The organism is Entomobacter blattae, from assembly GCF_014672835.1.
GTDB classification, from domain to species: domain Bacteria; phylum Pseudomonadota; class Alphaproteobacteria; order Acetobacterales; family Acetobacteraceae; genus Entomobacter; species Entomobacter blattae.
The window spans coordinates 2440571-2466184 of sequence record NZ_CP060244.1 but is presented as its reverse complement, the minus strand read 5'-3'; the positions used below and the strand labels follow the sequence as shown (position 1 = coordinate 2466184).

Genomic DNA, 25614 nt, shown 5'->3' with positions numbered 1-25614 from the left:
TGGTTATATCTATAGCATCCAGAGCCACTGGAATTCAAGCACTTTTTTTATCATCCTCAATAAACCCCCAATATTCAGCCATTCGGGTAAGTGCGCTATCTAACCAACCGAGAATTCTTTTTGGGTCATATTTACTATTTTTAGCCAGCTCTTTTATAGTTTTATTATAAAGAATGATTTGTGTAGCAATGTAAGTTAGGTTTTTTCCTAACAGCTCCTCTAATTCCCGTAACTCCTGTAGTGCATCAAGCGTGTAAATTGTAGCCCCGCCATCTGTGGGCGGGGAGCCATCAACACGACAACCAATAACCTCGCCATCTCCCTGGTCTGCGCCTTGGGCGGCCTCGTGGAGCAAGGCATAGCGTTCAGCAGCCAGATACTGCTCATAGGTAATAGAGCCTCTATCACGCAGGCGCTCTATAGCCCCTACACGGCAAATACGGGCCACAGGTTTGCCCTTATCGTCTAGCCTGGTAGTCAGTTTAATATGCCCGTTCTGGTAACGGGTTGTAAGGTTAAGTTTTGTAATAATCAGCGGTTCGGCCTGAATAGCAGCGGCACTAGCACCCGCCCTAGCCAATAGCAAAGCCCTTGTTATGTATGGTCATTGTTTTGTTCCAGAAAAAATGATAGGTTTTATGTGTTGCCTGATACATAAAACCACTGCCTATTTCTCTGGGTAGGTAAGGGGTCTGTAAAACGCAGACCCCTTTTTAGCAGAAAACCTTAAACCCGTTGAATCCACGGGTTTAAGATGAGACACTGTTTTGCTTATAAGGTTAACAGTAATCCCCTAAGAATTTATCTTGAAAAACTACGGAGCCAACCACCTTCACCGGCTTCTAGCATTTCTTCTCTAAGTTGGGCATGTTCTTCCCTGCATTTAAATATCATCAGGGTAGCCCGTTCGCATTTCTCAAGGATCTTATCAGTATCAACCTTGTCTTTGCGGATCATTTTACGGATATCATCTATCGTCTTTTCAACTACATCCATATAAATCGGTGTACTTTCTACAAGCACTCCTGTTGTTGTTTTAATTTTATAGTCGTTCATATCAGGAGAAAGTTTTATGCTACTCATGTGTTTTCTCCCTATTAATTGATGGCAAATGGAGAAAATTTTTCGCTGATCTTGGTCAGGCCCTTGGCGGTAATACGCACCTGCTCCCTGATCCGGTCAAACCCTTCACTATCGGTGCCCAAATCAGCTATTTTATGGATAAGGCAGCCGCTGGCCAGCTTGTCCTGATAAGCCAACCAGTTCTTATTGCCCACACGGCGGTAAATCCAGTGCTCTTTTTGCAGCCAGTTAATCAGATCAATGCGTTTAACCTGTAGAGTTTTGGCGGCATCTGTTAAGCAAAAGCTACCCTCTGCATCAGCTATGCGCATGTAGGCTGTAGCTTTGGGGGAAAGTTGCTGAATTAAGTCTTCCTGTTCAGCAGCAAGACGAAGCGCAGAAGAGTAATCTTTTGGAATGTAATAAGAGGAGCGCTCATTACGTTCATAGGCATCAAACCGTTCAATAATTTCAATAGTAATGTCTGTAGCTTCTGGTGTTTCAGATTTGGCCGTTATGAAAATGGCCTGCTTGCGGTTAAGGTAAAATTCTCTAGCTTTGCCGCCGTTTATAACCCTCCCCACCGTGGGGAGGGGTCCCATCTTCTCCAAATTATTTGTATGTCTTTTGATTAGCTCTCTAATTTTAGTAGCTTTTTCAAACCCCAACCTTTTAGCAAGATCAACATCTAAAATTCGGACTTCGCCATTATGCATTACGGGTGTAATAGCAACAGGATTAAATTGTGCCATGATTATTTCCTTTGTAACTTTTAGTTTACAGCGTCAGTTAGTAGCTGGCGCCGGGTGTCAACTAGAGCGTACAAAGAGGCTCCGAACGGTATTCCCTTTTCAGGTCTTTTATTTCCGCTTCTCCACCCGGCATGAAAAATCATACAGGCATAAAAAAGCCGCAATGCTCTCGGGTGCGGAAACCGCTCTATACTTCTAGTGCCTATTACGCTAGAAAACCCGTTCCATTTTGTCAAGCTTTTCATGTTTGCCTCCTGTATGAACCCGTTCCACCGTGGAACAGGTAAATGCTTTAATTTGTGGGGGTGGAAAGTTTTGCCACCCCTTTAAGGGGCATGGCCCCCTCCCCACGGTGGGGCGGGTGTACGTTTTGCGTACCCCCATTTTACCGATGCTCCACCGTGGAGCGATCTATGCCACGTGTGTTTCTTCCTGTTTCAGGTATGGGTTATCTTCCGGGCCTTTTATATGGGCATTTTGTTTGAGGAATTCTTCCTTATCAGGAATTTATGGTCTGTAGCTACGGTTGGCCTCAAACTTCTGAATTTCCCTGTCCCTGATCTGCTCATACATCACCTCGCAGTAGCTTTTTGGGGGTGATGCTGCGCTCTTGGCAGTCCCCAGCAAACCTTGCCCAACCTTCAATGTGTGAAGCGCGTAAATCTCTCTTTCACACCCACCCATATGGTGCGGCCTTTTACCTTGCCTGGCCATTTTTTCAGCGGTAATTTTTGCACCCTCAATAATAGTTTCAGCGTCTATTCCCTTTTTCATGAGCTTGCAGACCATGCCAATCTGGTCTTGAACGAATTTTTCGCTTCTGTCTTCAAAATTGGCCGCCTCAACTGTTTTTAGAGTTGTGGCCATCAAAACGTCCTGGGGTATGTTTAGGTTTTGAGTTAGGTTTTCGTGGGTTTCAGTCTGAGTCTTAGAGTTATTTATAATAATATTATTATTCTTAGGCTTAGTCTTAGAGGGGAAACCTAAATAACCTAATTCTGAATTTAGGTTTTGGTTTAGGTTATTTAGGTTTTTTGCATTCTCTTCCTGGGTATTTTCTTTTTGGCCAGCCTGTTTATTCCCCTGTATAGGCATCATCATATAACCTTGGCCCTTGATCTGCTTTTTAGGGCGGCCACCTTTTTTACCGTTAGCGCGGCTGGTAATGGTGCGTAAATCATCACCCGCTTGCAGTTGGCCAGTTTCAATCAGTTGGGTTAGGCGGGCCTGCTTTTCCTGCTTCCTGGCTTTCCGTAAGTTTCGTTTTTCTGCCTGCTCAACCAGATAAGGGCATATCAGGCATCCGTTTTCCCCGCGGGTTAACAGGTCATAAGTGATCAGCTCATCCACCAGGGGGGTCAGTGTTCGTCTGCGCTCAAACAATGTATCTATTTGGCTGGCATAGGCAGACGGCAGAGTAGTAAGGTTTTTACTGTTTAAAAAACAGGCTATATCACTCCATAACCGCCGCGCACTGTCTGAGACCAGGTTAAAAACCAGATCGCTCTGGGCAAAGCGTAAAAGGGCTGCATCTCCCCTCATGGGCATTCCCCCTTATCATGAACAGCAATCCTGGTCAGGCCACGTTCGCGCATATCCAGGCGTTTTCGGTTTAAAATCCCGATACCGCGCTCCAGCACAGTTAAAAGCCTGTGAAAATGCTGTTCCATATCTTCAATTTCTTTAATCTCGTACACACCATCAGCCATAGCTTCCACGCTGGTTGAAATAGCTTCAGAGGACAGGCGAGAGATCTCACCAATTGTTTTACCCAAAATGCCCTTCTGGGGAACAATGGGGATAATTCCCATATTCAGTTCACGGGCCATCAACTGTAAAAAATAGGGGTGCTCTGTCTGTTGGTCTAACAATATGGCCGTATCAACAGGTACCACCTTGCTCGTATGAGGTAGTCGGTATTCGCTTAAGGTAGATTGCCCAACTCCTAATAGGCAGCGTGTAGCATCCAGCCCACCGCATTCGTCAATTGCTACAGTGGTTAATGTTTTGCACGCACGCCTTAGCTGCTCACGCTCACTCATGGCTGCACCTGGAGCGCTCTGTTACGCGCTTCCCTTTCCGAGAAATGACAGGCCACATACCGCCTGTATTCCACTAATTGCTGACCTTGCAGGCCCGTGGTGTAGTTGACTCTTAATGTGTTAAGGGCACTTTCGTATTCTATTTTGGAGCAGTTTGTACATGTCTGATTTAAGCTGCTAATGGGAGCCGTGCGGGTGATGCCACATTTCTGGCAGGTGGCTGTCCATGTAAAGCCACCCAGGTAAGACTCTCCCATAGCAGAAACCAGGTAAGAGCCAACAGTTTTTCCCGTATAATCAATCAGGTCTCTACCATTGTTACTGTCTTTACTGATACGTCGTTGTGAACAGGGGCAGCTACTGGCCCTGAGAGAACTAAGGTGGCGTTCTGTCTCTCTGCCGCATGCTTCACACCGGTTCCGCCATTTATTATTACTCAGGCGTTCAATGAGGACACGCCCGTTAAGGGCATCCCCAGGGCCATAAAATCTCCGAGGACTTCCACGTCTGTCTTCTGTCGGGTGACAGTTCAGGCAAATCTTCCTGTCAAGCCTGCCTGCTGCCCAATCATGGCTATACCCACATTCTGTGCATTCAACAGTCCACCGTCCACAGGAAACATTGCCCTTCAGGCGGAACCCGTTAATGACTTCACCAACAAAATGTTTGGAACGCCCTGCCATATCTGCTCTCTCTCACCATCCAGAGCACGCGAAGTTATTTCGCGTGCCATAGAGGCCGTATTGTGTTCCAATACCTGTAGTTAACAACTGGGTAAGAGATGCCCGCAAAACCTCTCTTACCCTTTCCTTCAAACTACTCAGTAAAAGGAAACTCTTATGTCTGATATTAATGATAGGAGAGAGCACCAACTTCAGATTTTGCAGATTCTTTTGGAAGCTTATCCAAATGGCGTGTTCTTTTTCTCTGGCTTGGATATTTTTAAAGATCAGGAAAAAATTGATCACTTGGTTGCAGACTTGCTCTATCTTGAAGAGTCCGGTTTGTGCAAAAGTGGAGTTTTTCCAAAGGGCAGAGGCTTCGAACCAGTCTACGAAAGTGTCATTACCAAAGATGGTATTGACCTTATTGCTCCTGATGGGGGCATTGCCGCAGCACTTAAAATTATAACTGTAAAACTTCATGAAGAAACAATCCGAAAAATTCTTTTAGAAAAGGTTTTACAAAGCAACCTTACTGAAAATGAAAAATCTACTCTCTTGACTTGCTTGAAAAAAGCTTCGGATCAGGTCCTGACGAACCTGTTAACTGAATTGGTAAAGAGAGGAATTGATCAATTCCCATCCCTTTCGGATTTATCTCAGTGGCTTCAAATATTTTTTCACCCCTAACCCAAGCAATAGAAGAAAATTTTATGAAAAAACTTTGCTCACCAACAAGTAAATGCGTCCAGAAAAAATCAGGTATTATTTTAAGGTCTCCAAAAGAGGAGCTAACACGCCATTTAGATATTTTTTCATCGCCGCCATAATAATCAAACCACATATCAGTAATTATCATCCTTATATCTCTTTTTGAGTTGGCTGTTGGAATATGTCCGGGCAAACAATTAATCGTAAGAATAAAAAATGGTAGACATTGAAAATAAAACTGAATTTCCGGACGAAGAAATTGTTTTGAAAATGATGAACTTGATGAAGGAAAACCGAAGCGACTACCAATACAGTCTTTTCGAAAAAGATATGGAACCAACAGAAGAAAATTTTCAGCATTTGGCATATATTATCAACCATGATTTGGCCAATAATGTTCTCAGGAGAACCATAGACAATAGATGGCTTCATGGTACACCCATGCATCTTACTGTTGCTGGCCTGGATTATCTTTCTCATTGGGGTGGTATAACTGCTACCAACAAAACATTTACCATTACCATAGCTGGCGAAACTATTCGTGCACTGATTGAAGCACAGATTGAGGCTTCTAATGCTACGGAAAGAGAGAAAAACTCGTTTAAAGCCCATTTGAAGCACCTCCCCCAAAAGGTCCTAGAAGCGCAATTGCCGTCTTTAATATCTCAGGGCTTAAGTCAGATTCCTGACATATTCTCGTGGATTGGAAAACTCTCCGATTTTTAATTTTTCCCAAATAAGTAAAGAAGACATAATGCCCGTTTTTCATCACACACCAAAAACTCTCTTCCGGAAACGACAAAGCGGCAAAAGCAGCATAAATACAGCTTTCAAAAGTCTTGTTGGTGTCAAACCATACCTCCAAAGGGAAAGCATGCTGTCGGCCTTCGTTCATTCTCTCAACTCTCCTTCTGCTGGGGTTGACTAAATATGTCTGGGCGAAGCTGCCCCCACCACGGATTGATGCTATAAGTTAACAATTGGGTAAGAGATGCCCGTAAAACTTCTCTTACCCTTTCCCTTAAACTGCTCAGTAAAAAGGAAACCTGTATGTCCGAAAAATGGGCTAAATACATCATTGTTGCAGTTCGGTATAATTCTTCTGATAAACATATTCATTCTGTTAAGCGCTGTGAGGATCTTGGAGATAAGCTAGGTGATTCAGAAGTAAGAACAAAAAATGCTATAGTAAACGCAATAGAAAACAAAAATCTTACTTATGCTACGGCTTATCAGGACGAGAGCGGAGAATGGGTAGAAGGGGCTAAGGTTTCCGTTGTTGTCGTCAATGGTAAGAAATATCTTCGAACAGACAGCAATAAAAAAGAAGAAGACAATTTAGGAAACCTACCAGAGTTTTAATCTGGCCAGTTATTTAACGGGCGATCTTCATCATCTGACACCAATTCTGGTGGAAGGAAAAAGGTTTTGTTTCTTTCTCCCCATTCAATAAATTTAAGCATGGCAGCATCAAAACTGCTATCAGAGGCTACTAAAACATGGCTAAAAGCACGTATAACAACATTACGGTAATTAGTGGCTTTTTTCATTCTTTCACTCATCTCTGTAGTTCCTCGTGGGTTGGTGTGGTCTGAAATATGTCCGGGCGAATAGTTTCAGGAGGTATTTTAGATAGCTCTGAAACTATTCTTACAAATTTCCCTGGAACAAAATCCCACTTACAGACTGTGGAATGATGCCGGTCAACAGCTCTTGCTACCTTGCTAGGGCCACCCGCTGCTCGAATAATTTCTTTTGTATTCATCATAATATATATGTGGACTTATTCCACATTGATTGTCAAGAAAAAATGTGGGATGGAATAACTCAAAGAAAAGAAAAATTGTTCAACATTGCTAGTATGATGGACAATGTATCTCTACAAAATTCTGGTAATAATACAGGCGAGAGAATTCGGTCTCTGAGAAAAGAATCAGGGATGACTCAAGTTGAACTTGCAACAGAAATTGGAATCTCCAGATCGCACCTCACAAAAATAGAAACAGGTGCTGATCTTCCTAGTAGGGAGATTCTTATGGCTGTGTCTACATATTTTAATGTTTCGTTAGATTGGATAACAAAAGGTATTTCAGCCGACAATGGATTAAATACAAAGGAAAAATTACTTTTAGCCGCTTTTAGAAAAATACCCGAAGATGAGGCTGATGCTTATCTTCATTTGCTTTTAAAACGTAGTGAAATAGCCGAAAATTCCAAAATAGAAAAAAAATAGTGGAATTTACCCACATTTCTTATTGACAATATATGTGGATTTATCCCACAATGCCCCTACCACCTGATAGCCGACTCTCACGAGGAGCGTTATCCGGGGGTCCGGTAGGGGTTTTCTAGACATTCCCCCTAACGGTGTTAGACGGATCATCATTTTATACCTTAACCTTACACAGGGGGAACCATGCACACCGTGCCATCCGGAAGCGCCAGCACACCTGTCCATCTCCCTCTGTGTCTTTTCACAGTAAAAAGTAATGACAGAAACAACACAGAACACAGCAGAAATTTACAATCAGCTTGTCGAAGAAATTTCTTCAGCAATGTGCAAAATAAGCTTGGCAGCAGACAAGGAATTTCAGCAGGAGCAGGCGGAAAAAATAGTGAAGATCATTATGGAGCAAAGAGCTTCACCAGCTACAAAAAAACAAGATGCATTAGTCCAGTTTGTGCAGGAGGTTGCAACGGAAATGAGGGCTACAACAAAACTTCTACAGGAAGTTGCAACCATATTAAAAGAAAACCAGAAATAGGAAGCCAATGGCCAATTAACAGGAATTTTAAAAACTGTTATTTGTTTTCTTCATTTTTGGGTGGAACTAGCTGTTTTAAAAGCTCAAGAATTTCCTGCAAAATTACTCTTTGCTTTTCAAGCTCATTTTTAATGAGATCGGTATCTTTTTTAATTCTAGAGATGCTGTCATCTCTCATGAATGCCTTATTCATCAGTTTTCACCCTTTTATAATGGTTGTTGACACTTCCCATTATAAAACATCCGGAAGGGCTGGGCAACGTGCTCCCCTTCCGGGCTGTATCACCGTAGAAAGGGCATAGCCATGCCACTTGATTCCACAGTCACATTCTCCAGTGGTAATACGACTGTAGAACTCAACACTGCAAAGGAGAGCACCAGTAATATAGCGGCCGATAGGCTACGGTCTATCATAGAGCGTATTGAACGCCTCGAAGAAGAACGTAAAGCCCTAAGTGGGGATATTAAGGACATTTATATTGAAGCCAAGTCCGCAGGCTTTGATGTGAAGGTTATCCGCGAGTTGCTTAAAATCCGTAAGCAGGAACCCGCCGAAGTGGAAGAGCAGGAAACATTGCTAGATATTTATCGTAGGGCCCTGGGCATGTAAGCCAACACTCAACCCGCTCTGCGTGGCTCTCTTGCCTCCTTTTCTTACACACAGGGGGCCACACATAGCCGGTTGCCGGCACCCATTTTCTCATAACACGGAGAATCATTATGACACTTAACAGGAGAGTTACGCCTGAAATTCTACTTAAACAGCGCAAGGTTTTGGCGGCACAGCAACAATTCATGGCCCAGCTACGCTGCTATGGGGCTACAGACATGGCCAATAGCATGCAAAAGCAGATCCAGGCCAGCAATACATTGCTTGAGCAAAGCTACAACCAAAGGGCTATTGCTCCACAAAGAAGCCCCATTACCCTTAATGGTAAACCCATACCTCAATTAAGAATGGGATAGTGCCATGCCAGAAAACAATGCACACCAAACCCCCACGGTCAAACCACTGCAGGAGCCTCATCCCCGTATAAGGGATAGCCGGCAGAAAGATCTGGAAGTGGCCATTGGCCAAACCCAATGCACCACCTTGCGCGAGGGAAGAAAACGATGTTCAGAAATCAGTTCCCAGCCGATCAGCTTAAACCCAAAGACCACATCCTTTGCTTTGGCATGAACTGGGAAGTGATGAAGGTAGAGCCACTCTATATCCGTTCTTCTATCTACCTCAAAGTTTTCATCAAAGCCCCCAAAATAAACCCACTGCTTGAGCCCGACAAAGCCATGCTCATTCGCCCACTAGACTTTACCTTTAATGGCTACAGGCCCAACCCATAGAAGTTATTCATCATGTCCCAATCATTACTAACTACACAACGAGCCGCCCTGCATCTCTATGCAAATCTGGTCATTAAAAACCATGAAGCTAAAAAAGAGGGCTCCTCACATTATACCTCATCGCTAAGGGAGGTTGAGGAAGACCTTGCTGAAAAGCTCTCCCTTTCATACCGCTTTAAGGGCATAGAAAACGTCATTATTAAAAATGAGTATAGCTATGCAGGTAATATTCCTCTGGCCTTTATGCGGCACAATGGTTCCATGCGCTATGAACACGCTAACGAACTCATTGAGCATTCAAAAGAGGGCGAAGTTGTCACCTACTACCCCTACATTGTCCTTTCTGCCAATTACGGCATGAAACTGGCCTACACACCCCAACACCGACATGCCAACAATACCGAGCCGCACTATTATCTGTGTGACGAAAAAACGCGCGAGAGCCTGCACGAAACCGTTATGAAACTGGTGGAAGAGGGCATTGTCAACCTGCCAGACCAGTACAAGAATTGAGGGGAAGAACAATGAAACATTCAGAACTTAACAATCTCGACAACTATAAAAACCTGGACCATGAAACACTTCTGGCCAAATACGCTTTCCACACCCAGTGGGGCACACCGGATAATGCCCAAATGCTGAAGGAAGAAGCCTTACGCCGCATGCCACAACAAAACCAGAAGATTACCCATGCCGGCCTTCTAGAGCTCCTGCTTCAATACCGTTACGCCATTCTTGCCGGTAATGAAAGCAAGGCTCTCTCCATTGGCAGCGCCATTGTTGATTACGCAGCCCTGTCATCCACCCGCAAGGCAGATGGCTCCATCATGAGCCAGGAGGAACACTCATGACTGAACCAGTCACCAAAAATACCATGCTGTTTGAAGATGCGGTTGATATTGCCAATACTGAACTTGCTGCCGAAATCCGTGGAACATTTCTTAGGCTTATCAGGCATGGCGAGCTTAATTTTGATAAAATCCGTGCCACTTTATTACCTTATCACGCCATGATTGCCATAGCTTTCCTTAGGGGCAGAACAAACTATATCACCACACCAATCCTCTGTAGTCTTATGATCATGGCTGGCATGAGAATCACCGCAGTCAAAACAACAGGTCTGCAAACAGCAATCTCATACTAGTGACAGGAGAGAATAAGTGGTTTTACAGCTATCCCGCTATTGCCGGTATCATCAACTTATAAGTTATCCCCCCGTTCTTTACTGGAATATCCAGAAACCATATTCCGTATCAAGAAGCTGGAAAGATATTGTTTATGGCACGACAGGGCCCGGAACCATTATTGCCATTCATAACAGTCTGAACCAATTGTTTTATGCAGCATACCTGGCTTGTAGCACAGGACGGTTACACAAACCTCACATTCCATCAAGGTTCTTCACCTGATGAAGTCCTGGCCAGAATGAATACCAGGAACAAGAAAAAGATCAATGCCCAGAATGACAACGCGCCCTAAAGCACATAAATCTGAATCTGATAAAGAAAAACCGGGTCCTTTGAAAATATCGAAGGAACTGTCAAGCACGCGTCTACTCTCTATTAAAGAGTTGCAAGAGGACATGGCGATCAGTCGGTTTACAATCTGGCGGATGATTAGAGAAGGAAAGTTTCCACCACCTGTTCATTTGAGTGGAAAAACCAGACGTTGGCCAGCCCATGTTTATGAGGAATGGAAAAACAGTCTAAAGGTATAGTTTCCTCTTGCTTCACATTTTGTAACATCATATGATGTTACAAAATGTGAAGTCGTAGATTACAGAAAGTCAAAATGATGCGGGTATGTAAGGTATTTGCTAAGCCGAATTCTGTTAAACAGCAGCTTGAGGCTATGGGGTTACTTTTAGAATATTTTCAAACAGCGATTCAACAAGGTTATTCGAGCAGGGTAACACGTACCCAAAATGATTCTCCAACAGCACCAGGCTTCTACCAATGGAACGAAACCGTAAGATTTTTACGAGATCAGTTAGTAACTGAAGGGTGGAAGAGAAGAAATATTTCTAACATTCCTCTAATAACACATCCTAAAAATATTATGTCTATTGATGTTTGTTCTGGTAATAAATTTACAGGTGTTGAAGATAAAGCTCCTTCGACACGTAATAGTAAAGGTCAGGCAACAGCTTCATTAATAGAATATAATCAATATAGTCTAGATTTGAAAGAATTAAACACCTCTGATACTGAACGTAATAAGGAAAATATTTGGATATTACTTTTTTATTTGGACCAAGAAAAACAAGAGTTAAGATCAGAGCTTTCTCTGCCTAGTAAATACAGCTTAATTGGATCTGAAGATAGAAAAGTTACAGATTGGATTATGCGCCTTATTCTTCCTACACTTCCATTAAATCCAGTACCAGCAGAACCACTTCCGAATTTTGGTCCTGATATTGATTTTACAATAGCAAAAAAAGCTGGGTAGTTAACTATGTTTTCTTCTAATCGACTTGAAATAGCTAGAAAAAGAAGAAAGCTCACGCAAAATGATCTTGCTAAGAAAATTGGTATAGAAGCTCGTACAATTCGAGGTTACGAGCGCTGTGAATATGAACCAGCCAATGAAATACTTGTAAAAATAGCCTCTGTTTTGGATTTTCCTGTAGAATGGTTCCAGGAAGAGGATTTGTTCTTGCCAATGGAAAATATAGTTAGTTTTCGGTCTTTGGCACGTATGAGTGCTGGTAATAGAAACGCAGCATTAGCTGCGGGCTCTATAGGCTTTATTTTTAATAAATGGGTAGAAAAACGTTACACCCTTCCCAAGTTGGATGTGCCTTTCATTGATTCACAGGAACCAGAGGCTGTTGCTGAAAGTTTAAGGCGTAAATGGGGTATTGGAGAATTACCTATAAAGAATATGATCCATCTTTTAGAATCTAAAGGAATACGTGTTTTTTCGATGTCCGAAGATACACTAGAAGTGGACGCGTATTCTTTTTGGAAAGATGGTGTTCCTTTCATCTTTCTTAATACCAAAAAAACCACAGAACGCAGTAGATTTGATGCAGCTCATGAACTTGGGCATCTAGTGATGCACAGACATAATGACTCGTCTGGAAAAAATGCAGAAAGAGAAGCCAATTCTTTTGCTTCAGCCTTTTTAATGCCTAAGGGTGGAATGTTAGCTAATTCTTCTTTTTTTGCTGCTGTAGAATTGGAAAGATTAATTGAATTAAAAAAACACTGGCTGGTTTCAATATCAGCATTAATATATCGATTGCATTCCTTAAAGATACTTAAAGAAGCAAGGTATCGCTCTTTATATATTCAGCTGAGTCAACGTGGATATAGAACAAATGAACCTAATACATATCCTCGAGAAATGTCATTAACTTTGACTCAAATATTTCGCTTCTTGCAAAAAGAGGGTATTTCAAAAGAAAAAATAGCGGCTGAGTTAAGGATTCCCGTAGAAGAAATTAATAATCTTATTTTTGGTATGACAATAACATCTATAAGTGAAGCTTCTTTTGTATCTCAATCTAAAGAACGCCCTGCTTCATATTTAAGAGTCATAAAATAGTTTATGACTTACGTTTCCCCATAATCAATTCTGCTGGCGTTTTAAGTTCTTCAGTAACTATATCAGCCCAGGCCTGTGCCAGCTCCCTTCGTTTTTCATGATGGTGGGCTCTATTATAAGCACTTTCCACTTTGTTGCTTGGGGCATGAGCCAGCATAAGGTCAATAATCTGCCTGTCCTGTGGAAACTTTTCATTCATAATAGATGAAAAAGAAGCCCTGAACCCATGCGGCACATGCCGATGGTGATAGCCGGCCCGGTTGAGAACATAACCCAGGGCATTTTCACTCATGGCTTTCATTGGCCGACGGATGTTGGGAAAGAGATGCTCCCATCGCCCAGACAGGGGCTTAAGGGTGAGTACGGTCTCAACAGCTTGCCGGGGTAGTGGAACAAGATGCTCCCGCTTCATTTTCATACGCTCGGCTGGAACACGCCATATAGGGTTATTCCCTTCTAAATCCTCAAACTCATTCCATTGAGCGAATCGGAGCTCACCAGGCCTTACAACCGTAAGCGCCAAGAGGCGCATGGCGAGCAAAGTAACGGGGTGAGCCTCTTCCTCTTCTACCCGTTTCAGCATTGCTTTTAGTTCTTCTAGGTTTGTTATAGCAGGTTGTCGCCCTTTTATAACAGGGCGCAAGGCAGGGGCTATAATAGCAGCAGGGTCCATTTGGGCTCGCCCTGTCGCAATGGCATGTACAAAAATGTCACTTAAACGCTGTCTTACCCTGTGTGCTGTTTCAATAGCACCCCGATTCTCTATAGCCTGCAAAACAGAGAGAATAATAGGAGCTGTCAAATCAGCTATTGGTATGGGCCCAATAAGAGGAAAAACATCACGCTCAAGACTTCTGATAACGTCCTGGGTGTGGCGTGCTGTCCATAATGGCAGCCTAGAGGCATGCCATTCCCTGGCTACTGTTTCAAATGTATCAAAATTCCGGTTTAAAGTATTCAGCCGGTTAAGTTTTTTCTCAATGGAAGGGTCTTTTCCCTGTTTAAGAGTATCCCTGGCCAGGTCTCTTTCCTTGCGGGCATCAGCTAAGCTAATTGTAGGATAACGTCCTATAGTGTAGGTTTTTTCCTTGCCGCCAATTTTATAGCGCCAGTACCATGTTTTCAGACCTGTGGGAGAAATCTGTAAAAACAGGCCTGCTGTATCCCTAAGCCTGTAGGTTTTAACCTCAGATTTGGCAGATCTGATCTTTAAATCGTTCAACAATTCCCGATTCCCATTTTACCCACCTGGGCAAAATCTTTACCCGCTTTTTTACCCGCTTTTTCATGCCATTGTTTGCAACAAGCTGCAACAACATGAAACATAAACTTAAGTAAAACTAGCGTATTTTATGGGGGTTGTCACTGTTTGAAACGATCTGCATCAGGGGTTTGGCGGATGGGGTGGGATTCGAACCCACGGAACCCTTGCAGGTTCGCCGGTTTTCAAGACCGGTTCCTTAAACCACTCGGACACCCATCCATTAAGCCAGAATATAGGCCAGTATTAGGCTTTGCTTTTGCGTTGTTTTGCTCTATAGCAAAAATAAATAGAAGAGCTGCCTAAAGGTTTCCCCTAGATAGCGGTATTTCTTTCCCTTTGGCAAGGGGGAAAAAGAAATATTTTCTCAAGATGCGCTATGGTTTATGGCCATTTTTGTTTTCAGTAAAGCTTTTGGCAAAATGCTGGGCAATAAGAGTGCAGACAAAAAGTTGTATTTGATGGAAAACCATCAGTGGAAGAACAATCATGCCCACGTGAGCAGGGGGAAAAAGAACGTTCGCCATAGGAATACCCGAGGCAAGGGTTTTTTTTGAACCACAGAAAATAATGGCGATTTCGTCTTCTTTTTCAAATTTCAGGATACGGCTTATAAAAGTTGTTATAACAATAACGCAAAGAAGCAGCACAAAATCGAGCAAGCTCATTTTGGCGAGTTCTCCCAAGGGCAATTTATGCCATAACCCGCCGGTAACAGCGTGGCTAAAGGCGGTATAGACGACAATAAGGATGGAGCCTCTATCTGTAAAAGAAAGAAGTTTGCGGTTTCGTCGTGCCCAATTTCCTATCCACGGTTGAAGGATTTGCCCTGCCATGAAGGGAACAAGAAGCTGAAAGATAATTGAGAGTACCTGATGGCTTGAAATAGCACTGGCCTTATTAATAACAAGACCTGTTAAAAGGGGAGTAATAAAAATACCTAAGATATTGGACAAGGTTGCCGCACATACCGCTGCGGGAATATTGCCTTTAGCGATAGAGGTGAAGGCAATGGAAGATTGCACCGTGGAGGGAAGGCAGCAAAGAAACATGATCCCCGTCCACAGCATGGGGCTCAGTAAGCCTGGGAGCGCTTGATAGAAGGCTAATCCAAGGAGGGGAAAGAGAATAAAGGTGCATATTAGTATGAGCAGGTGAAGCCGCCAATGGAGCATGCCTTTCCATATTGCTCCCGGGGAAAGGCGTGCTCCTTGTAAGAAGAACATGGCCGCAATAACAACAATGGCCAGGTTTTCAAAGACAACGCTTCCCATGCCTTCGCAAGGGAGAAAAGTTGCCAAGACTATAGCGCCGATAAGCCCGAGAAGAAAAGGATCAGGTTTCATAATGTCAAACTTAGTGGAACTCAATGATAAGAAAGGAAAGGATTTATAAACAGCCTCTATGTACCTGCCTTTATGTGCTTAGCCTCTTGGGGGTACCAGTTTTGAGGGGGCAGTCTTTGGGAGGTTCAGCCTTAAAAGTGTCATTTATAAAGGGCAGCCTATGGTATAAAGATAGAGATATGAAGGAATAGGCCTTGCTTTTAAGGGATGGCAAATGAAATGTTAGGGCTCCCTTGGTTTGACCAGTGAGAAAGGGTAACAGGAGTGGGCAAGATTGTTTATGTGTCGTGAAATTATGGGTAAAAGTTATGGTAATGGCAAGTGGCATTCTCGGATAAAGAATTTTGGTGAAGAAAATTTTGTAAAAAATTTATAAATGTTTAAGTTTGTACGTTTCAGTTTAAGGTATTTTTTGGATGAAGCAAGATTTTAAAAGATCATTCGTGTCTGCGTTTTGGAGAGGTCTACACTCAGGGGCTATAGGAAGTATTTTGTTGATTTCCCCCTTTTTCTTCTGGGAGAATCAAGCGCAGGGGCAATCCCTTCCAGCAGAATGTGCTACGGTCAAGCAGAATGCCCAATCTGGTAAGGCAGGATTGTTTAATGCTCAGGATTTAGCCATTAATCTCAACTCAACCAATCCCAAACCTGCAACATTTGCTGCAAAAACCATAAATGTTAAAACAGAAGGGGGGACTTTATCAAAAGACGTTTCTTTGGAAGGTTTGGCGCATTCTGTTTCGGTTGTGTTGTTATCTGCTGTTACCGGCCAACATAGTATGGGATGTAGCCCAGAACATTTTACAGCCACTTTTGAGCCGGTTGTTTCTTATTTGGCCAGTGGTGGAAAAATTCACCTGACATGGGGTGATGTAGCAATTCATTATAATGGTAACCAAACCACATTTGCTACCACCACTATGGTTATTACAGGCAGCAGTAAGAAAGCTCCTTATACTGTTTCCGTAAAGGCAGAGGATATTGTAAAAACACCCGTCGATCAGACAGCAGCCCTTCTTCCTTCAAATATCAACCTTAAATTTACAATCCAACCCTCCTCATTTCCTGCTCTTATGACCCTCATCAGTGGACGACCTCTCTCACCATCCACGCAGGTTGCACTAGGGAATGTGGGGCTTGAAGCTTCAAAGAAGCAGATTTATATAAACGGCAAGGGTAATGTCGTGTTATCGGCTAGCCAAGAGGGAAGCAAAGCCTCAGGAGAGGTTTCAATCCAACATTTTGAAGATTTTATAGCTTTGTTACAGCAGCAACATCTCACTAAGGCGAGTACTATTGCTATTCTTGCTCGTTTTGTTGCTCATCATAATAAAGATAATTATGCGTGGGATTTAAATTGGGAGGATGGGGTTTTGGTTGTCAACCACGTGCCTCTTCCTATTCAGTAGTATTTTAGGAAAAAGAGGTGGAAACCATCTGCCTTTAGAAGGGTATTTTTAATGAAAATTAGTAATACAGGCAAGCTTGCCATTGTTTCTGGCTCTACCCTTGGAATTGGTTTTGCCATAGCCCAAAAGCTCGCTGAAACTGGGGCTGAAGTTGTTGTCAATGGAAGAACAGAAGCAAAAACCAAGGAAGCTTGCAGTAAACTTTCTACCCTTGTTCCTCATGGGCAATTTCTTCCCGTTGCCGGGGATCTGGGGAGTGGTGCAGGCGTTGCAGAATTTGTAAAAAAAATTCCCAGGGCTGATATTTTAGTGAATAATCTGGGAATATTCGAAGAAAAAAACTTTGAAGACGTAACGGATGAAGACTGGCAGCGTTTTTTTGAGATTAATGTTATGAGTGGGGTACGCTTAACCCGGCATTATTTGCCGGAAATGGTTAAAAAAAGGTGGGGGCGTGTTGCTTTTATAGCCAGTGAATCGGCCCTTAATATTCCACCGAATATGATCCATTACGGATTTACCAAAACAGCACAAGTTGCCATTGCAAGAGGGCTTGCAGAATCAGTAGCAGGCAGTGGGGTTACTGTGAATAGTATACTGCCTGGCCCAACCCGTACAGAAGGGGTGATGGAAATGTTCAGAGCTCAGGCCCAAAAAACAGGCAAATCGGTAGAAGAAGTCGAAAAAAATTTTATTCCTGAACACCGTTCTTCATCGCTTATTCAGCGTTTGATAGAGCCTGAAGAGGTTGGGAACATGGTAGCATTTGTCTGTTCAGATTTAGCATCGGCTACGTCGGGGGCCTCATTACGTGTAGAAGGTGGGTTGCTTCGCCATTTAGGATAGTGTAGCAAGTAATGAGATAAAATTACAAAACCTGTATAATAATTATACAGGTTTTTATTTTATAAAAAAGAGTATTATATAGTATTCTAGATAAGATAGAGTTTTTTATAATTGCTTATAAAATAAAAAATTAACAAAAAATAAATAAATAAATGCTAACGAGGCTAAGCCAGTGATAATTTTTGATTCCGATGATATTATCGTGCAGTATGAACCTGGTAATACAGATTATGTACTGATTACCTTTATGGGAGTTGGGCATGAAGAAGAGGCCCGCGAAAGTTTTTTTTTGAAAGGGTATTGTTTAAAACATAATATAAGCTGCGTGGGGTTTACGAGCCTAAAGCGGAGCTGGTACCTTTCGGAACACACTGAGCATGCCCTCCAAGCTTGCCTTAGTGTTACAAGGAACTATAGAAAAGCTATTGGAATTGGCTCTTCAGCGGGCGGGTTTGCCGTTATTAAACATGCGCAGCGATTAAACTGCGAATTTGTATTTTCCTTGGCCCCAACCTTTCATTTTGAAATAGAGCAATATGTCGAACAATTTGGTTTTTCGCCAGAGTTTGTCTTAGACTATAAAAATGTTGCTCGTGGAAGGTTTGATCACGATGAAAAAATTACGTCCACGGTTGTAACTTTTTTTGACCCGGCTTATCCCATTGATGTTCTCTATCACATAGCTTTGAAGGATCTTCTTAAAGAGGAGTCTACAAGGGAAGAAAAATTGCTCACGATACCTCTTTTTTATGCTGGTCATGTGGTTTCTCATTCGTTAAGGCAAAGTACAGTTTATACCGATATGGTAGAGTTTGCCTTCGGAAAAATAACATTTGATGAGCTCAAAGGGCGGGTTTCACGTGTTAGGCGGCGGAATAGTACAAATATTTATTACCGTATTTGTGCAGGTTTTAGAAAGCATCCGCTTTTGGTCTATCGGATGTTGAAAAATAATATTTGGAAAAGGAAAGAGGCCACTAAATACGAGGATATTTTAAGAGATGATACGCTTATGGGGAGCATTATTTTTTCCCTTTATAACAGGGGGTACAAGGAGGAGGGAACAGATTTATATTGGTACGTATTTCAGTATTGTTGGTTCAGTAAATTTGATGATACCAAGCCAATTGCTTTTAAGGCTCAGACCATCTTGGTTGTTGGTTATCATGGGAATTTAATGGGATATTCGCCTCAAGAAAAAAGGCTAGTGGATTATCGACTGAATAGTGTGGGCGAAATGGTATTGCCTGTGCAATTATTACTGACTGCTTATGGGTATATTCCTGCTGTAAGGTTTCATGATTATCTGTTTGGGATGGAAATTATTAATGGGGATGGAGAGATAGCCCTTACAGAGCGGCCTATTTTTGATAAAACTGCTCGGGGGCTATGCGTTCAGAAATTAACAGAAAGTACCGTCTGTTTTAAGACCTCCTATGGTTATCTCGCCTCTATTCCTCAAGGGGACTATGCTATGAATAGAGAAATGGTCTTGGGGTGGGAGACATTTGCGCCCGTAATGTGCCCCTGATCACCCGGCAGTATAAAAATGGCATGATACTATAGTGTGTTTGAGGGAAAGTAGGATGATGAAGACGACACGTAACTATTCATATGGAATGGCTGCTTTTGCCCTTATCATGGGTTGGCCCATATTTTCTGCATGGGCAGAAGAAGGGATGTGGACGATGGACCATCTTCCCTTAGCCGAGTTAAAAAAGCAGTATAATTTTGTACCCAGTGCGGAATGGATTAATCGGGTTACAAAGGCTTCTGCCCGTTTGGCACGGGGATGCTCTGCTTCCTTCGTCTCTGAGAATGGGCTGGTTATGACCAACCATCATTGTGCGAATGAATGTCTTCAACAACTTTCAACCAAACAGGAGAACTATTTTACAAAGGGATTTTCGGCCGAAAGTCTCTCTGAGGAAAAACAGTGCCCTGCCATGGAGCTTGATCGCCTTGATAAAATTACCGATGTCACTCCACAGGTTAAAGAGGCAACCTCAGGAAAGAAGGGGCGTGAGTATACACAAAGCCTTAATAAGATAAAAAGCACGCTTGAAAAGGAATGTGTAACTGGAGACCCCATACAATGGCGTTGTGATGTTGTGACGTTGTATCATGGAGGGAAATTTTCCCTCTATCGTTATAAACGTTATCAGGATGTAAGGCTGGTTATGGCACCCGACCAGAATATTGCCTTTTTTGGGGGGGATGAAGACAATTTTAATTTCCCCCGTTATGATCTGGATGTAACCTTTTTACGGGCTTATGAAAATGGCAAGCCTGCTAAAACAGAATATCTTCCTTTTAACGCCAATGGGCCAAAGGCTGGAGATCTTGTCTTTACTTCTGGAAATCCTGGGCATACGTCTAGGCAGAACTTGTTAAGTGAGCTGTTATTTTCACGAAATACCCTTATTCCGTTTGTGTTGGACTATTATGCAACACTGGATGGCGCTTTATGGCAATATGCCCGCCAAGGGCAACCCCAGAAAGAGGAAGCTCAAGAAAAGATTTTTCTGGTGCAGAATAGCCTAAAAGTTTACAGAAATTTTCTGCAAACCCTCAACGATCCTTCTTTTATAGCCCGTAAACAGAAGGAAGAAGCAACCCTTCAATCATGGGCCCAAAATAATAAGACTCCAGACCTTGATGGAGATACCCTTTGGGCTGTGATGGATCGTTCTCTAGCGACAGAGAAAAACATTATTTTCCCTTATTTAATGTTTGAAAAAAATTTGGGCTTTGCAGGAAATCTATATCAATATGCGAATCTCATTGTCAGAGGGAAGCAAGAGCGTTTTAAGCCAGATTCTGAAAGATTGGTCGAATGGCATGAGGCCCGGATCCCAGAGATTAAGGCTTTGCTAGCGGCCCAGGCTCCGGTCTATAAAGCCTTAGAGAAAATGGAGCTTGCCCTTTCCCTTACCAAAATGCGGCAAGTTTTAGGGGTGGATCATAAAATGGTTAAAGTCATCCTTAAGGGGAAAACTCCGTCAGAACTGGCTGACCAGCTGGTGGAGGGAACCCATTTGGAAGACCCACAATACCGCTTGCGCTTGTGGGAGCAAGGGGAGAAGGCCCTTTCTTCCTCCTCAGACCCCATGATAGCCTTAGCCCTAAAGATAGAGCCTTATGCCCGTTCCTTACGGAAAGAGATGGATGATCAGGTCATGGCTCCTCAGCAGCAGGTTCATCAGCAGCTTTCTGGCCTTATCTTTGCCAGGGAAGGAGAAAACATATACCCCGATGCAACTTTTACCCAGCGTCTGTCTTACGGAACAGTAAAGGGGTGGAAAGAAAATGGCGCGGAGATCTCGCCGTTTACAAATTTTGCAGGGCTTTACGAACGAGCAGAAGAGCGCCCACCCTTTGAGCTTACTGCAGCCTGGAAGGCTGCTCGCTCCCGTTTAAACCTTGCTGTCCCTTTTGATTTTGTTTCTACGAATGATATTATTGGAGGCAACTCAGGTTCTCCCGTTATCGATCGGGAGGGGCAAGTGGTAGGGTTAATTTTTGATGGTAATCTGCATTCTATTGGCGGGGACTATTATTTTGACCTTCAAAATAATCGGGCTATTGCTGTTGATACGGCGGCCATCATGCAATCTTTGCAAAAGGTTTATAACACTCCAAAACTTGTCGATGAGTTACAGAAAGGTAAACGATAGAAAAGAATTCTTTCTTGATATACTTTTGTATCAAAAATTGTATGGCTTTTTCTTATTGTGATGAGAAACTCAGAATGCTCACCCTTTAGAATGAGTGAGTTTTCTTACATTTCGAGGAAATGGGGCCATGAATCCTCATTGGAGGTTGATCTAAATATTGATTATTATTTATATTTTTATCCTATATATTGTTTTCGTATAGAACGTTCTATAAAATGCTCCGAATATATTTAGAGGATTTTTTACATTATCTGGGTATATTAAGATAATCCATAAAGTTATAAATATCCTATCAAGTAACCGTAGAGAGTAACGTAAAGGGGAATGACTCGTGAGTGGTCTTAAAATGGAAGAGAAAATCAATGTTCTTCATGTGATTAAGCGGAATGGTGATCGAGTCTCCTATAATGAAGACAAAATCAAAATCGCTATGGGTAAGGCGTTTTCTGCTACTAAAAATATTGATGTCTTTCGCTCAGCCCAATATAAAACCGTTTTAAACGAGCTGACCTCTCAGGTTTATCAAGAAGTTCAGGGGTTTATTGCCTCTCATAAAGATATTACGGTTGAGCAGATTCAGGATATTGTTGAACGAGTCCTGATGAAGGTTGGCCATTTTGATGTTGCCAAGAACTATATTATTTACCGTAATAATCGTGCTGAGCTTCGCAAGCCCGAGAAAGATCAGGATTCGGTATCGGCCTTTTTTAGCCAATTTACGGTACAGAACAGGAATAATGAGAGCATCCATATTGAACCCGATGTTTTCAACCGTTTTGTAAGTTTGGTGGCAAAGGGTTTTCCAGAAGTTGACTTGGGGTTGATTAAATCAGAATCCATCAAAACCTTTTATAATAACATTCCTGAAGATGATATTATTGAGGGGCTTATTTTAACGACACGGGCATTTATTGAAAAAGATCCGGCCTATAATTTTGTGGCAGCGGGGTTTTTGTTGAATGCTCTATATCAGGAAATTCTTGGGTTTTTTGATCGTCCAGCCTTGAGCGTGTTGGAAAAAGTGTCTTTTCCTTATCAGGATATTTTCCCGCTTTATTTGCAAGCAGGCGTTGAGGCAGAATTAATTAGCCCAAAACTTCTGGAGTTTGATATCGAAAAGCTCCAACAAAGCCTTCACCCCGAACGGGATGCCCTGTTTGGGTATCTGGGGTTACAAACCTTGTATGACCGCTATTTGCTGAATACGGATGACAAACGCTTTGAAGCCCCTCAGCTGTTTTTAATGCGGGTTGCTATGGGCCTGGCTATTAATGAAGGAGCAAGTAAGACAGAAAAAGCCATAGAGTTTTATAACCTTCTCTCTTCTTTTGACTATATGGCCTCAACACCGACCTTGTTTAATTCAGGCACTCTCCATCAACAACTCTCGAGCTGCTATCTTACCACCGTACCCGATGATCTTTATGAGATTTTTGATTCTATCCGTGATAATGCCATGTTATCCAAATTTGCAGGAGGGTTGGGAAATGACTGGACACCTGTTCGGGCTTTAGGGGCCTTCATTAAAGGAACCAATGGCAAGTCTCAAGGGGTTATCCCTTTTATGAAGGTGGCCAATGATACTGCAGTTGCCGTCAATCAGGGAGGGAAACGCAAGGGGGCTGTTTGTGCATATTTAGAGACGTGGCATCTCGATATTGAGGAATTTCTTGAATTAAGAAAGAATACGGGAGACGAACGTCGCCGTACGCATGATATGAATATCGCCAACTGGATTCCTGATTTATTTATGAAACGGGTGGTTGAAGAAGGCAGCTGGACATTATTCTCCCCTTCTGATGTGCCAGACTTGCATGATTTATATGGAAGAAAATTTGAAGAGCGCTATGCTTATTATGAGCAGCAGGCGGCCGAAGGAAAAATAAGAAACTTTCGGGTGGTAGAAGCTGTGGGTCTGTGGCGGAAAATGCTCTCCATGGTGTTTGAAACAGGCCATCCTTGGGTTGTCTTTAAAGATCCTTGTAATATCCGTAACCCTCAACAGCATGTGGGTGTCGTTCATAGTTCTAACTTGTGTACAGAAATTACCCTTAACACCAGTAAGGATGAAATTGCGGTTTGTAATCTGGGTTCTATTAACCTGGCTAATCATATTATTGGGGGTGTTCTCGACAGAGAAAAGCTCAAATCAACTATTCGTACCGCAGTACGAATGCTCGATAACGTTATTGATATTAATTTCTACCCTGTAGAAAAGGCGCGGAACTCCAATATGCGTCACAGGCCAGTAGGGCTGGGGATAATGGGGTTTCATGATGCTCTATATTTACAGAATATCCCTTATGATTCTCCTGAGGCTATTGAGTTTTCAGATATGCTTATGGAGCAGATTAGTTATTATGCGATTGAAGCCTCTGCTGATTTGGCTGTTGAAAAAGGAAAATACCAAACTTACGAGGGATCTTTATGGTCAAAAGGCATTTTACCGATCGACTCTCTTGCCTTTCTCGTTGAAGAGCGCTCAGAAGAGTTTGTAAGGGTTAATTACGATACGCGTCTGAATTGGGATTTGTTGCGTCAAAAAATTAAAAAAACAGGCATGCGTAATTCCAATATTATGGCCATTGCTCCTACGGCAACCATTGCCAATATTGTTGGTGTTACCCAATCAATAGAGCCGATTTATCAAAATATTTATGTTAAATCTAACCTCTCAGGGGAATTTTATCTTATTAACACACATTTGGTAAATGCTTTAAAGAAGCTTGGCCTTTGGGATGAAACCATGATAAGCGATCTGAAATATTATGATGGGTCGGTTCAAAAAATTGAAAGAGTTCCCGCTGAACTTAAGCGTTTATATAAAACCGCCTTTGAGATTGATCCTGAAAAAATTATTGACACGGCTGCAAGGCGGCAAAAATGGATAGATCAGGCCCAATCCTTGAACATTTATCTCGATCACCCTTCGGGGAAAAAGCTGGATGCCATTTATAAACAGGCATGGATGTCGGGGTTAAAAAGCACTTATTATTTGCGTACAGTTGGGGCTTCTTCTGCTGAGAAGATTACCTCAGTGGTTGAAGAGACAACTTACGAGGAAGCCATAGTATGTTCTATGGATAATGGAGCGTGTGAGGTATGCCAGTGAGCAGTCATGAGAACGAAACTCCACGGGCTTTAAAGCCTGTGAAGGCTTCGGATAAGCGTATAGTCAATGGCCTTGCTGATATTAACCAGTTAGCGCCATTTAAATATAAATGGGCTTGGGAGTATTTTCTTAAAGCCAATAAAAATCATTGGACCCCGCTAGAAATTGGGATGGGCCAAGATCTTAACGACTATAAAAACAAGCTGACCCCTGCAGAAAAACATGTTTTTGAGAATGTTTTGGCTTATTTAACCACCTCTGATATTTTGGCGATGCGAAATATTGGTCTGGCGGTTATGGAGAAAATGGCTGCACCTGAACTGCAGATCTACCAGGCGAGACAGGTGTATGAGGAAGCCTTACATACCTGGACTTATCAACACTGTATTGAAGTGATAGGGCTGGACCAAGAAGAGATTTATAATCGTTACCGAGTGGTTCCAGAAATTCATGGGAAGATCGCTTTAGCCAATAAACGCTTGAACCGCATCTTATCTTCTGAGTTTGATTTGACAGACCGCTACAATTTGCAGGAATTTGTACTATCTTATCTGTTTTTTGCCGTTATTTTTGAAGGGACATGGTTTTATAATGGGTTTTCGCCCATTTTTTCGCTTCAGCGCCGTGGTTTGATGAAGGGTACGGCCGAGCAGCTTCAATATATTATGCGTGATGAGGTTTTGCATTGTGGCTTTGGGATCAGGGTGATTCGGGAGCTGATGAAGGAAGAAAATATCCAGCTTGATCCTAAAGAAGTTGCCTTATTATGGGAAGAATCAGAAGCTGCCGAACAGCGGTACGCCAACTATATTCTGCAAGAGCCTATTTTAGGCTATAATGCAGACCTCCACATGCAGCAATATCGCTTTATTGCTTCTCGTAGGGCGCGTCAGGTCGGGTTGGAAAATCCTTATCCTGAGAGTCAGAATGTTCTTCCGTGGTTAGATGAACAAGCGAATATTAAAAAAGAGAAGAACTTTTTTGAGACCAGGGTTACGGAATATCAAACCGGTGGTGGGCTATCCTGGGATTAAGGGGCTTATGCAAGCCCCGCTTAAGAGCGGGGTAGCAGCCTAAAG

At 42.6% G+C, this 25614-nt stretch carries 30 protein-coding genes and 1 tRNA gene; 20 read left to right on the top strand and 11 right to left on the bottom strand.

What is annotated here, in order from left to right; translation table 11 throughout:
• Positions 1 to 34 precede the first annotated feature (34 nt).
• The 6 genes from JGUZn3_RS11155 to JGUZn3_RS11130 form a co-directional block, all read right to left on the bottom strand.
• Positions 35 to 580 carry a hypothetical protein gene (locus tag JGUZn3_RS11155; protein WP_203413583.1) on the bottom strand — a complete coding sequence of 182 codons (546 nt, stop codon included), beginning with the start codon at positions 578 to 580 and terminating at the stop codon, positions 35 to 37.
• Positions 581 to 801: 221 nt separating this feature from the next.
• On the bottom strand, positions 802 to 1083 hold the full coding sequence (locus tag JGUZn3_RS11150) for a hypothetical protein (RefSeq protein WP_203413582.1): 282 nt from the start codon (positions 1081 to 1083) through the stop codon (positions 802 to 804).
• A gap of 14 nt (positions 1084 to 1097) precedes the next feature.
• Positions 1098 to 1814, bottom strand: coding sequence for a phage antirepressor KilAC domain-containing protein (locus tag JGUZn3_RS11145; protein WP_203413581.1), 717 nt, complete (start codon positions 1812 to 1814; stop codon positions 1098 to 1100).
• 507 nt (positions 1815 to 2321) lie between these two features.
• Positions 2322 to 3356, bottom strand: a complete 1035-nt coding sequence (locus tag JGUZn3_RS11140) for a hypothetical protein (RefSeq protein ID WP_203413580.1) — start codon at positions 3354 to 3356, stop codon at positions 2322 to 2324.
• Positions 3353 to 3856: a hypothetical protein gene (locus JGUZn3_RS11135; protein ID WP_203413579.1), complete on the bottom strand. Its 504-nt coding sequence runs from the start codon at positions 3854 to 3856 to the stop codon at positions 3353 to 3355. The genes JGUZn3_RS11140 and JGUZn3_RS11135 overlap by 4 nt, the downstream gene beginning before the upstream one ends.
• Complete coding sequence (locus tag JGUZn3_RS11130) at positions 3853 to 4539, bottom strand: hypothetical protein (protein WP_203413578.1); 687 nt, start codon at positions 4537 to 4539, stop codon at positions 3853 to 3855. The genes JGUZn3_RS11135 and JGUZn3_RS11130 overlap by 4 nt, the downstream gene beginning before the upstream one ends.
• A gap of 156 nt (positions 4540 to 4695) precedes the next feature.
• Between JGUZn3_RS11130 and JGUZn3_RS11125 the strand changes: the two genes are divergently transcribed.
• The 3 genes from JGUZn3_RS11125 (at position 4696) to JGUZn3_RS11115 (ending at position 6591) form a co-directional block, all read left to right on the top strand.
• On the top strand, positions 4696 to 5208 hold the full coding sequence (locus tag JGUZn3_RS11125; protein WP_203413577.1) for a hypothetical protein: 513 nt from the start codon (positions 4696 to 4698) through the stop codon (positions 5206 to 5208).
• A gap of 237 nt (positions 5209 to 5445) precedes the next feature.
• Positions 5446 to 5955 (top strand): hypothetical protein, encoded by a 510-nt coding sequence (locus tag JGUZn3_RS11120; RefSeq protein ID WP_203413576.1) that lies wholly within the window; start codon positions 5446 to 5448, stop codon positions 5953 to 5955.
• Positions 5956 to 6279: 324 nt separating this feature from the next.
• A complete protein-coding gene (locus JGUZn3_RS11115) occupies positions 6280 to 6591 on the top strand; it encodes a DUF3892 domain-containing protein (protein ID WP_203413575.1) in 312 nt (103 codons plus the stop codon).
• Here JGUZn3_RS11115 and JGUZn3_RS11110 read toward each other — a convergent pair.
• Complete coding sequence (locus JGUZn3_RS11110; protein WP_203413574.1) at positions 6588 to 6791, bottom strand: hypothetical protein; 204 nt, start codon at positions 6789 to 6791, stop codon at positions 6588 to 6590. The two genes, JGUZn3_RS11115 and JGUZn3_RS11110, sit on opposite strands and share 4 nt — an antisense overlap.
• Before the next feature lie 131 nt (positions 6792 to 6922).
• On the opposite strand from JGUZn3_RS11110, the gene JGUZn3_RS11105 reads away from it, so the two are divergent.
• Positions 6923 to 7462 (top strand): helix-turn-helix domain-containing protein, encoded by a 540-nt coding sequence (locus JGUZn3_RS11105; protein ID WP_203413573.1) that lies wholly within the window; start codon positions 6923 to 6925, stop codon positions 7460 to 7462.
• 256 nt (positions 7463 to 7718) lie between these two features.
• Positions 7719 to 7994, top strand: coding sequence for a hypothetical protein (locus JGUZn3_RS11100; RefSeq protein WP_203413572.1), 276 nt, complete (start codon positions 7719 to 7721; stop codon positions 7992 to 7994).
• Between the two features lie 37 nt (positions 7995 to 8031).
• Here JGUZn3_RS11100 and JGUZn3_RS11095 read toward each other — a convergent pair whose 3' ends face one another.
• Positions 8032 to 8187: a hypothetical protein gene (locus JGUZn3_RS11095; protein WP_203413571.1), complete on the bottom strand. Its 156-nt coding sequence runs from the start codon at positions 8185 to 8187 to the stop codon at positions 8032 to 8034.
• Positions 8188 to 8298: 111 nt separating this feature from the next.
• Between JGUZn3_RS11095 and JGUZn3_RS11090 the strand changes: the two genes are divergently transcribed.
• From JGUZn3_RS11090 to JGUZn3_RS11050, 9 genes are all read left to right on the top strand, one after another.
• Positions 8299 to 8604: a DUF2312 domain-containing protein gene (locus tag JGUZn3_RS11090; protein ID WP_203413570.1), complete on the top strand. Its 306-nt coding sequence runs from the start codon at positions 8299 to 8301 to the stop codon at positions 8602 to 8604.
• Between the two features lie 110 nt (positions 8605 to 8714).
• Positions 8715 to 8960, top strand: a complete 246-nt coding sequence (locus tag JGUZn3_RS11085; RefSeq protein WP_203413569.1) for a hypothetical protein — start codon at positions 8715 to 8717, stop codon at positions 8958 to 8960.
• Between the two features lie 4 nt (positions 8961 to 8964).
• On the top strand, positions 8965 to 9174 hold the full coding sequence (locus tag JGUZn3_RS11080) for a hypothetical protein (RefSeq protein WP_203413568.1): 210 nt from the start codon (positions 8965 to 8967) through the stop codon (positions 9172 to 9174).
• Between the two features lie 173 nt (positions 9175 to 9347).
• Positions 9348 to 9848, top strand: coding sequence for a hypothetical protein (locus JGUZn3_RS11075; protein WP_203413567.1), 501 nt, complete (start codon positions 9348 to 9350; stop codon positions 9846 to 9848).
• Between the two features lie 11 nt (positions 9849 to 9859).
• Complete coding sequence (locus JGUZn3_RS11070) at positions 9860 to 10186, top strand: hypothetical protein (RefSeq protein WP_203413566.1); 327 nt, start codon at positions 9860 to 9862, stop codon at positions 10184 to 10186.
• Positions 10183 to 10479: a hypothetical protein gene (locus JGUZn3_RS11065; RefSeq protein ID WP_203413565.1), complete on the top strand. Its 297-nt coding sequence runs from the start codon at positions 10183 to 10185 to the stop codon at positions 10477 to 10479. Before JGUZn3_RS11070 ends, JGUZn3_RS11065 begins: the two co-directional genes overlap by 4 nt.
• A 318-nt stretch (positions 10480 to 10797) precedes the next feature.
• Entirely contained in the window at positions 10798 to 11052 is a 255-nt protein-coding gene (locus JGUZn3_RS11060) for a helix-turn-helix transcriptional regulator (protein WP_203413564.1), read from the top strand.
• Positions 11053 to 11126: 74 nt separating this feature from the next.
• Complete coding sequence (locus JGUZn3_RS11055; protein WP_203413563.1) at positions 11127 to 11783, top strand: hypothetical protein; 657 nt, start codon at positions 11127 to 11129, stop codon at positions 11781 to 11783.
• A gap of 6 nt (positions 11784 to 11789) precedes the next feature.
• Positions 11790 to 12884 carry an ImmA/IrrE family metallo-endopeptidase gene (locus JGUZn3_RS11050; RefSeq protein WP_203413562.1) on the top strand — a complete coding sequence of 365 codons (1095 nt, stop codon included), beginning with the start codon at positions 11790 to 11792 and terminating at the stop codon, positions 12882 to 12884.
• Between the two features lies 1 nt (position 12885).
• On the opposite strand, the gene JGUZn3_RS11045 is transcribed toward JGUZn3_RS11050, so the two are convergent.
• The 3 genes from JGUZn3_RS11045 to JGUZn3_RS11035 form a co-directional block, all read right to left on the bottom strand.
• On the bottom strand, positions 12886 to 14106 hold the full coding sequence (locus tag JGUZn3_RS11045) for a tyrosine-type recombinase/integrase (protein WP_338030752.1): 1221 nt from the start codon (positions 14104 to 14106) through the stop codon (positions 12886 to 12888).
• Positions 14107 to 14277: 171 nt separating this feature from the next.
• A tRNA-Ser gene (locus JGUZn3_RS11040) sits at positions 14278 to 14367 on the bottom strand.
• A 155-nt stretch (positions 14368 to 14522) separates the two neighbouring features.
• The gene (locus JGUZn3_RS11035) at positions 14523 to 15491 is read right to left on the bottom strand and encodes a bile acid:sodium symporter family protein (RefSeq protein WP_203413560.1); all 969 of its coding nucleotides are present in this window, start codon (positions 15489 to 15491) and stop codon (positions 14523 to 14525) included.
• Between the two features lie 491 nt (positions 15492 to 15982).
• Between JGUZn3_RS11035 and JGUZn3_RS11030 the strand changes: the two genes are divergently transcribed.
• The 6 genes from JGUZn3_RS11030 to JGUZn3_RS11005 all read left to right on the top strand — a co-directional run bounded on the left by JGUZn3_RS11030 (position 15983) and on the right by JGUZn3_RS11005 (position 25569).
• Positions 15983 to 16900 (top strand): hypothetical protein, encoded by a 918-nt coding sequence (locus JGUZn3_RS11030; protein WP_203413559.1) that lies wholly within the window; start codon positions 15983 to 15985, stop codon positions 16898 to 16900.
• Between the two features lie 51 nt (positions 16901 to 16951).
• Positions 16952 to 17746 carry an SDR family NAD(P)-dependent oxidoreductase gene (locus tag JGUZn3_RS11025; protein ID WP_203413558.1) on the top strand — a complete coding sequence of 265 codons (795 nt, stop codon included), beginning with the start codon at positions 16952 to 16954 and terminating at the stop codon, positions 17744 to 17746.
• 172 nt (positions 17747 to 17918) lie between these two features.
• Complete coding sequence (locus JGUZn3_RS11020; protein WP_203413557.1) at positions 17919 to 19277, top strand: hypothetical protein; 1359 nt, start codon at positions 17919 to 17921, stop codon at positions 19275 to 19277.
• Positions 19278 to 19332: 55 nt separating this feature from the next.
• Entirely contained in the window at positions 19333 to 21423 is a 2091-nt protein-coding gene (locus JGUZn3_RS11015; protein WP_203413556.1) for a S46 family peptidase, read from the top strand.
• Positions 21424 to 21754: 331 nt separating this feature from the next.
• Positions 21755 to 24535: a ribonucleoside-diphosphate reductase subunit alpha gene (locus JGUZn3_RS11010; protein WP_203413555.1), complete on the top strand. Its 2781-nt coding sequence runs from the start codon at positions 21755 to 21757 to the stop codon at positions 24533 to 24535.
• Positions 24526 to 25569, top strand: a complete 1044-nt coding sequence (locus tag JGUZn3_RS11005) for a ribonucleotide-diphosphate reductase subunit beta (protein ID WP_203413554.1) — start codon at positions 24526 to 24528, stop codon at positions 25567 to 25569. The genes JGUZn3_RS11010 and JGUZn3_RS11005 overlap by 10 nt, the downstream gene beginning before the upstream one ends.
• The last annotated feature ends 45 nt before the right edge of the window (positions 25570 to 25614 follow it).

Bases quoted from the DNA above. Each gene is read 5' to 3' on its own strand.
- JGUZn3_RS11085 (WP_203413569.1), top strand. From the start codon at position 8,715: ATGACACTTAACAGGAGAGTTACGCCTGAAATTCTACTTAAACAGCGC.
- JGUZn3_RS11005 (WP_203413554.1), top strand. From the start codon at position 24,526: ATGCCAGTGAGCAGTCATGAGAACGAAACTCCACGGGCTTTAAAGCCT.
- JGUZn3_RS11115 (WP_203413575.1), top strand. From the start codon at position 6,280: ATGTCCGAAAAATGGGCTAAATACATCATTGTTGCAGTTCGGTATAAT.
- JGUZn3_RS11145 (WP_203413581.1), bottom strand. From the start codon at position 1,814: ATGGCACAATTTAATCCTGTTGCTATTACACCCGTAATGCATAATGGC.
- JGUZn3_RS11120 (WP_203413576.1), top strand. From the start codon at position 5,446: ATGGTAGACATTGAAAATAAAACTGAATTTCCGGACGAAGAAATTGTT.
- JGUZn3_RS11070 (WP_203413566.1), top strand. From the start codon at position 9,860: ATGAAACATTCAGAACTTAACAATCTCGACAACTATAAAAACCTGGAC.
- JGUZn3_RS11080 (WP_203413568.1), top strand. From the start codon at position 8,965: ATGCCAGAAAACAATGCACACCAAACCCCCACGGTCAAACCACTGCAG.
- JGUZn3_RS11150 (WP_203413582.1), bottom strand. From the start codon at position 1,083: ATGAGTAGCATAAAACTTTCTCCTGATATGAACGACTATAAAATTAAA.
- JGUZn3_RS11065 (WP_203413565.1), top strand. From the start codon at position 10,183: ATGACTGAACCAGTCACCAAAAATACCATGCTGTTTGAAGATGCGGTT.
- JGUZn3_RS11055 (WP_203413563.1), top strand. From the start codon at position 11,127: ATGATGCGGGTATGTAAGGTATTTGCTAAGCCGAATTCTGTTAAACAG.
- JGUZn3_RS11135 (WP_203413579.1), bottom strand. From the start codon at position 3,856: ATGAGTGAGCGTGAGCAGCTAAGGCGTGCGTGCAAAACATTAACCACT.
- JGUZn3_RS11105 (WP_203413573.1), top strand. From the start codon at position 6,923: ATGATGCCGGTCAACAGCTCTTGCTACCTTGCTAGGGCCACCCGCTGC.
- JGUZn3_RS11090 (WP_203413570.1), top strand. From the start codon at position 8,299: ATGCCACTTGATTCCACAGTCACATTCTCCAGTGGTAATACGACTGTA.
- JGUZn3_RS11035 (WP_203413560.1), bottom strand. From the start codon at position 15,491: ATGAAACCTGATCCTTTTCTTCTCGGGCTTATCGGCGCTATAGTCTTG.
- JGUZn3_RS11095 (WP_203413571.1), bottom strand. From the start codon at position 8,187: ATGAATAAGGCATTCATGAGAGATGACAGCATCTCTAGAATTAAAAAA.
- JGUZn3_RS11125 (WP_203413577.1), top strand. From the start codon at position 4,696: ATGTCTGATATTAATGATAGGAGAGAGCACCAACTTCAGATTTTGCAG.
- JGUZn3_RS11140 (WP_203413580.1), bottom strand. From the start codon at position 3,356: ATGAGGGGAGATGCAGCCCTTTTACGCTTTGCCCAGAGCGATCTGGTT.
- JGUZn3_RS11015 (WP_203413556.1), top strand. From the start codon at position 19,333: ATGATGAAGACGACACGTAACTATTCATATGGAATGGCTGCTTTTGCC.
- JGUZn3_RS11100 (WP_203413572.1), top strand. From the start codon at position 7,719: ATGACAGAAACAACACAGAACACAGCAGAAATTTACAATCAGCTTGTC.
- JGUZn3_RS11130 (WP_203413578.1), bottom strand. From the start codon at position 4,539: ATGGCAGGGCGTTCCAAACATTTTGTTGGTGAAGTCATTAACGGGTTC.
- JGUZn3_RS11110 (WP_203413574.1), bottom strand. From the start codon at position 6,791: ATGAGTGAAAGAATGAAAAAAGCCACTAATTACCGTAATGTTGTTATA.
- JGUZn3_RS11025 (WP_203413558.1), top strand. From the start codon at position 16,952: ATGAAAATTAGTAATACAGGCAAGCTTGCCATTGTTTCTGGCTCTACC.
- JGUZn3_RS11075 (WP_203413567.1), top strand. From the start codon at position 9,348: ATGTCCCAATCATTACTAACTACACAACGAGCCGCCCTGCATCTCTAT.
- JGUZn3_RS11060 (WP_203413564.1), top strand. From the start codon at position 10,798: ATGACAACGCGCCCTAAAGCACATAAATCTGAATCTGATAAAGAAAAA.
- JGUZn3_RS11050 (WP_203413562.1), top strand. From the start codon at position 11,790: ATGTTTTCTTCTAATCGACTTGAAATAGCTAGAAAAAGAAGAAAGCTC.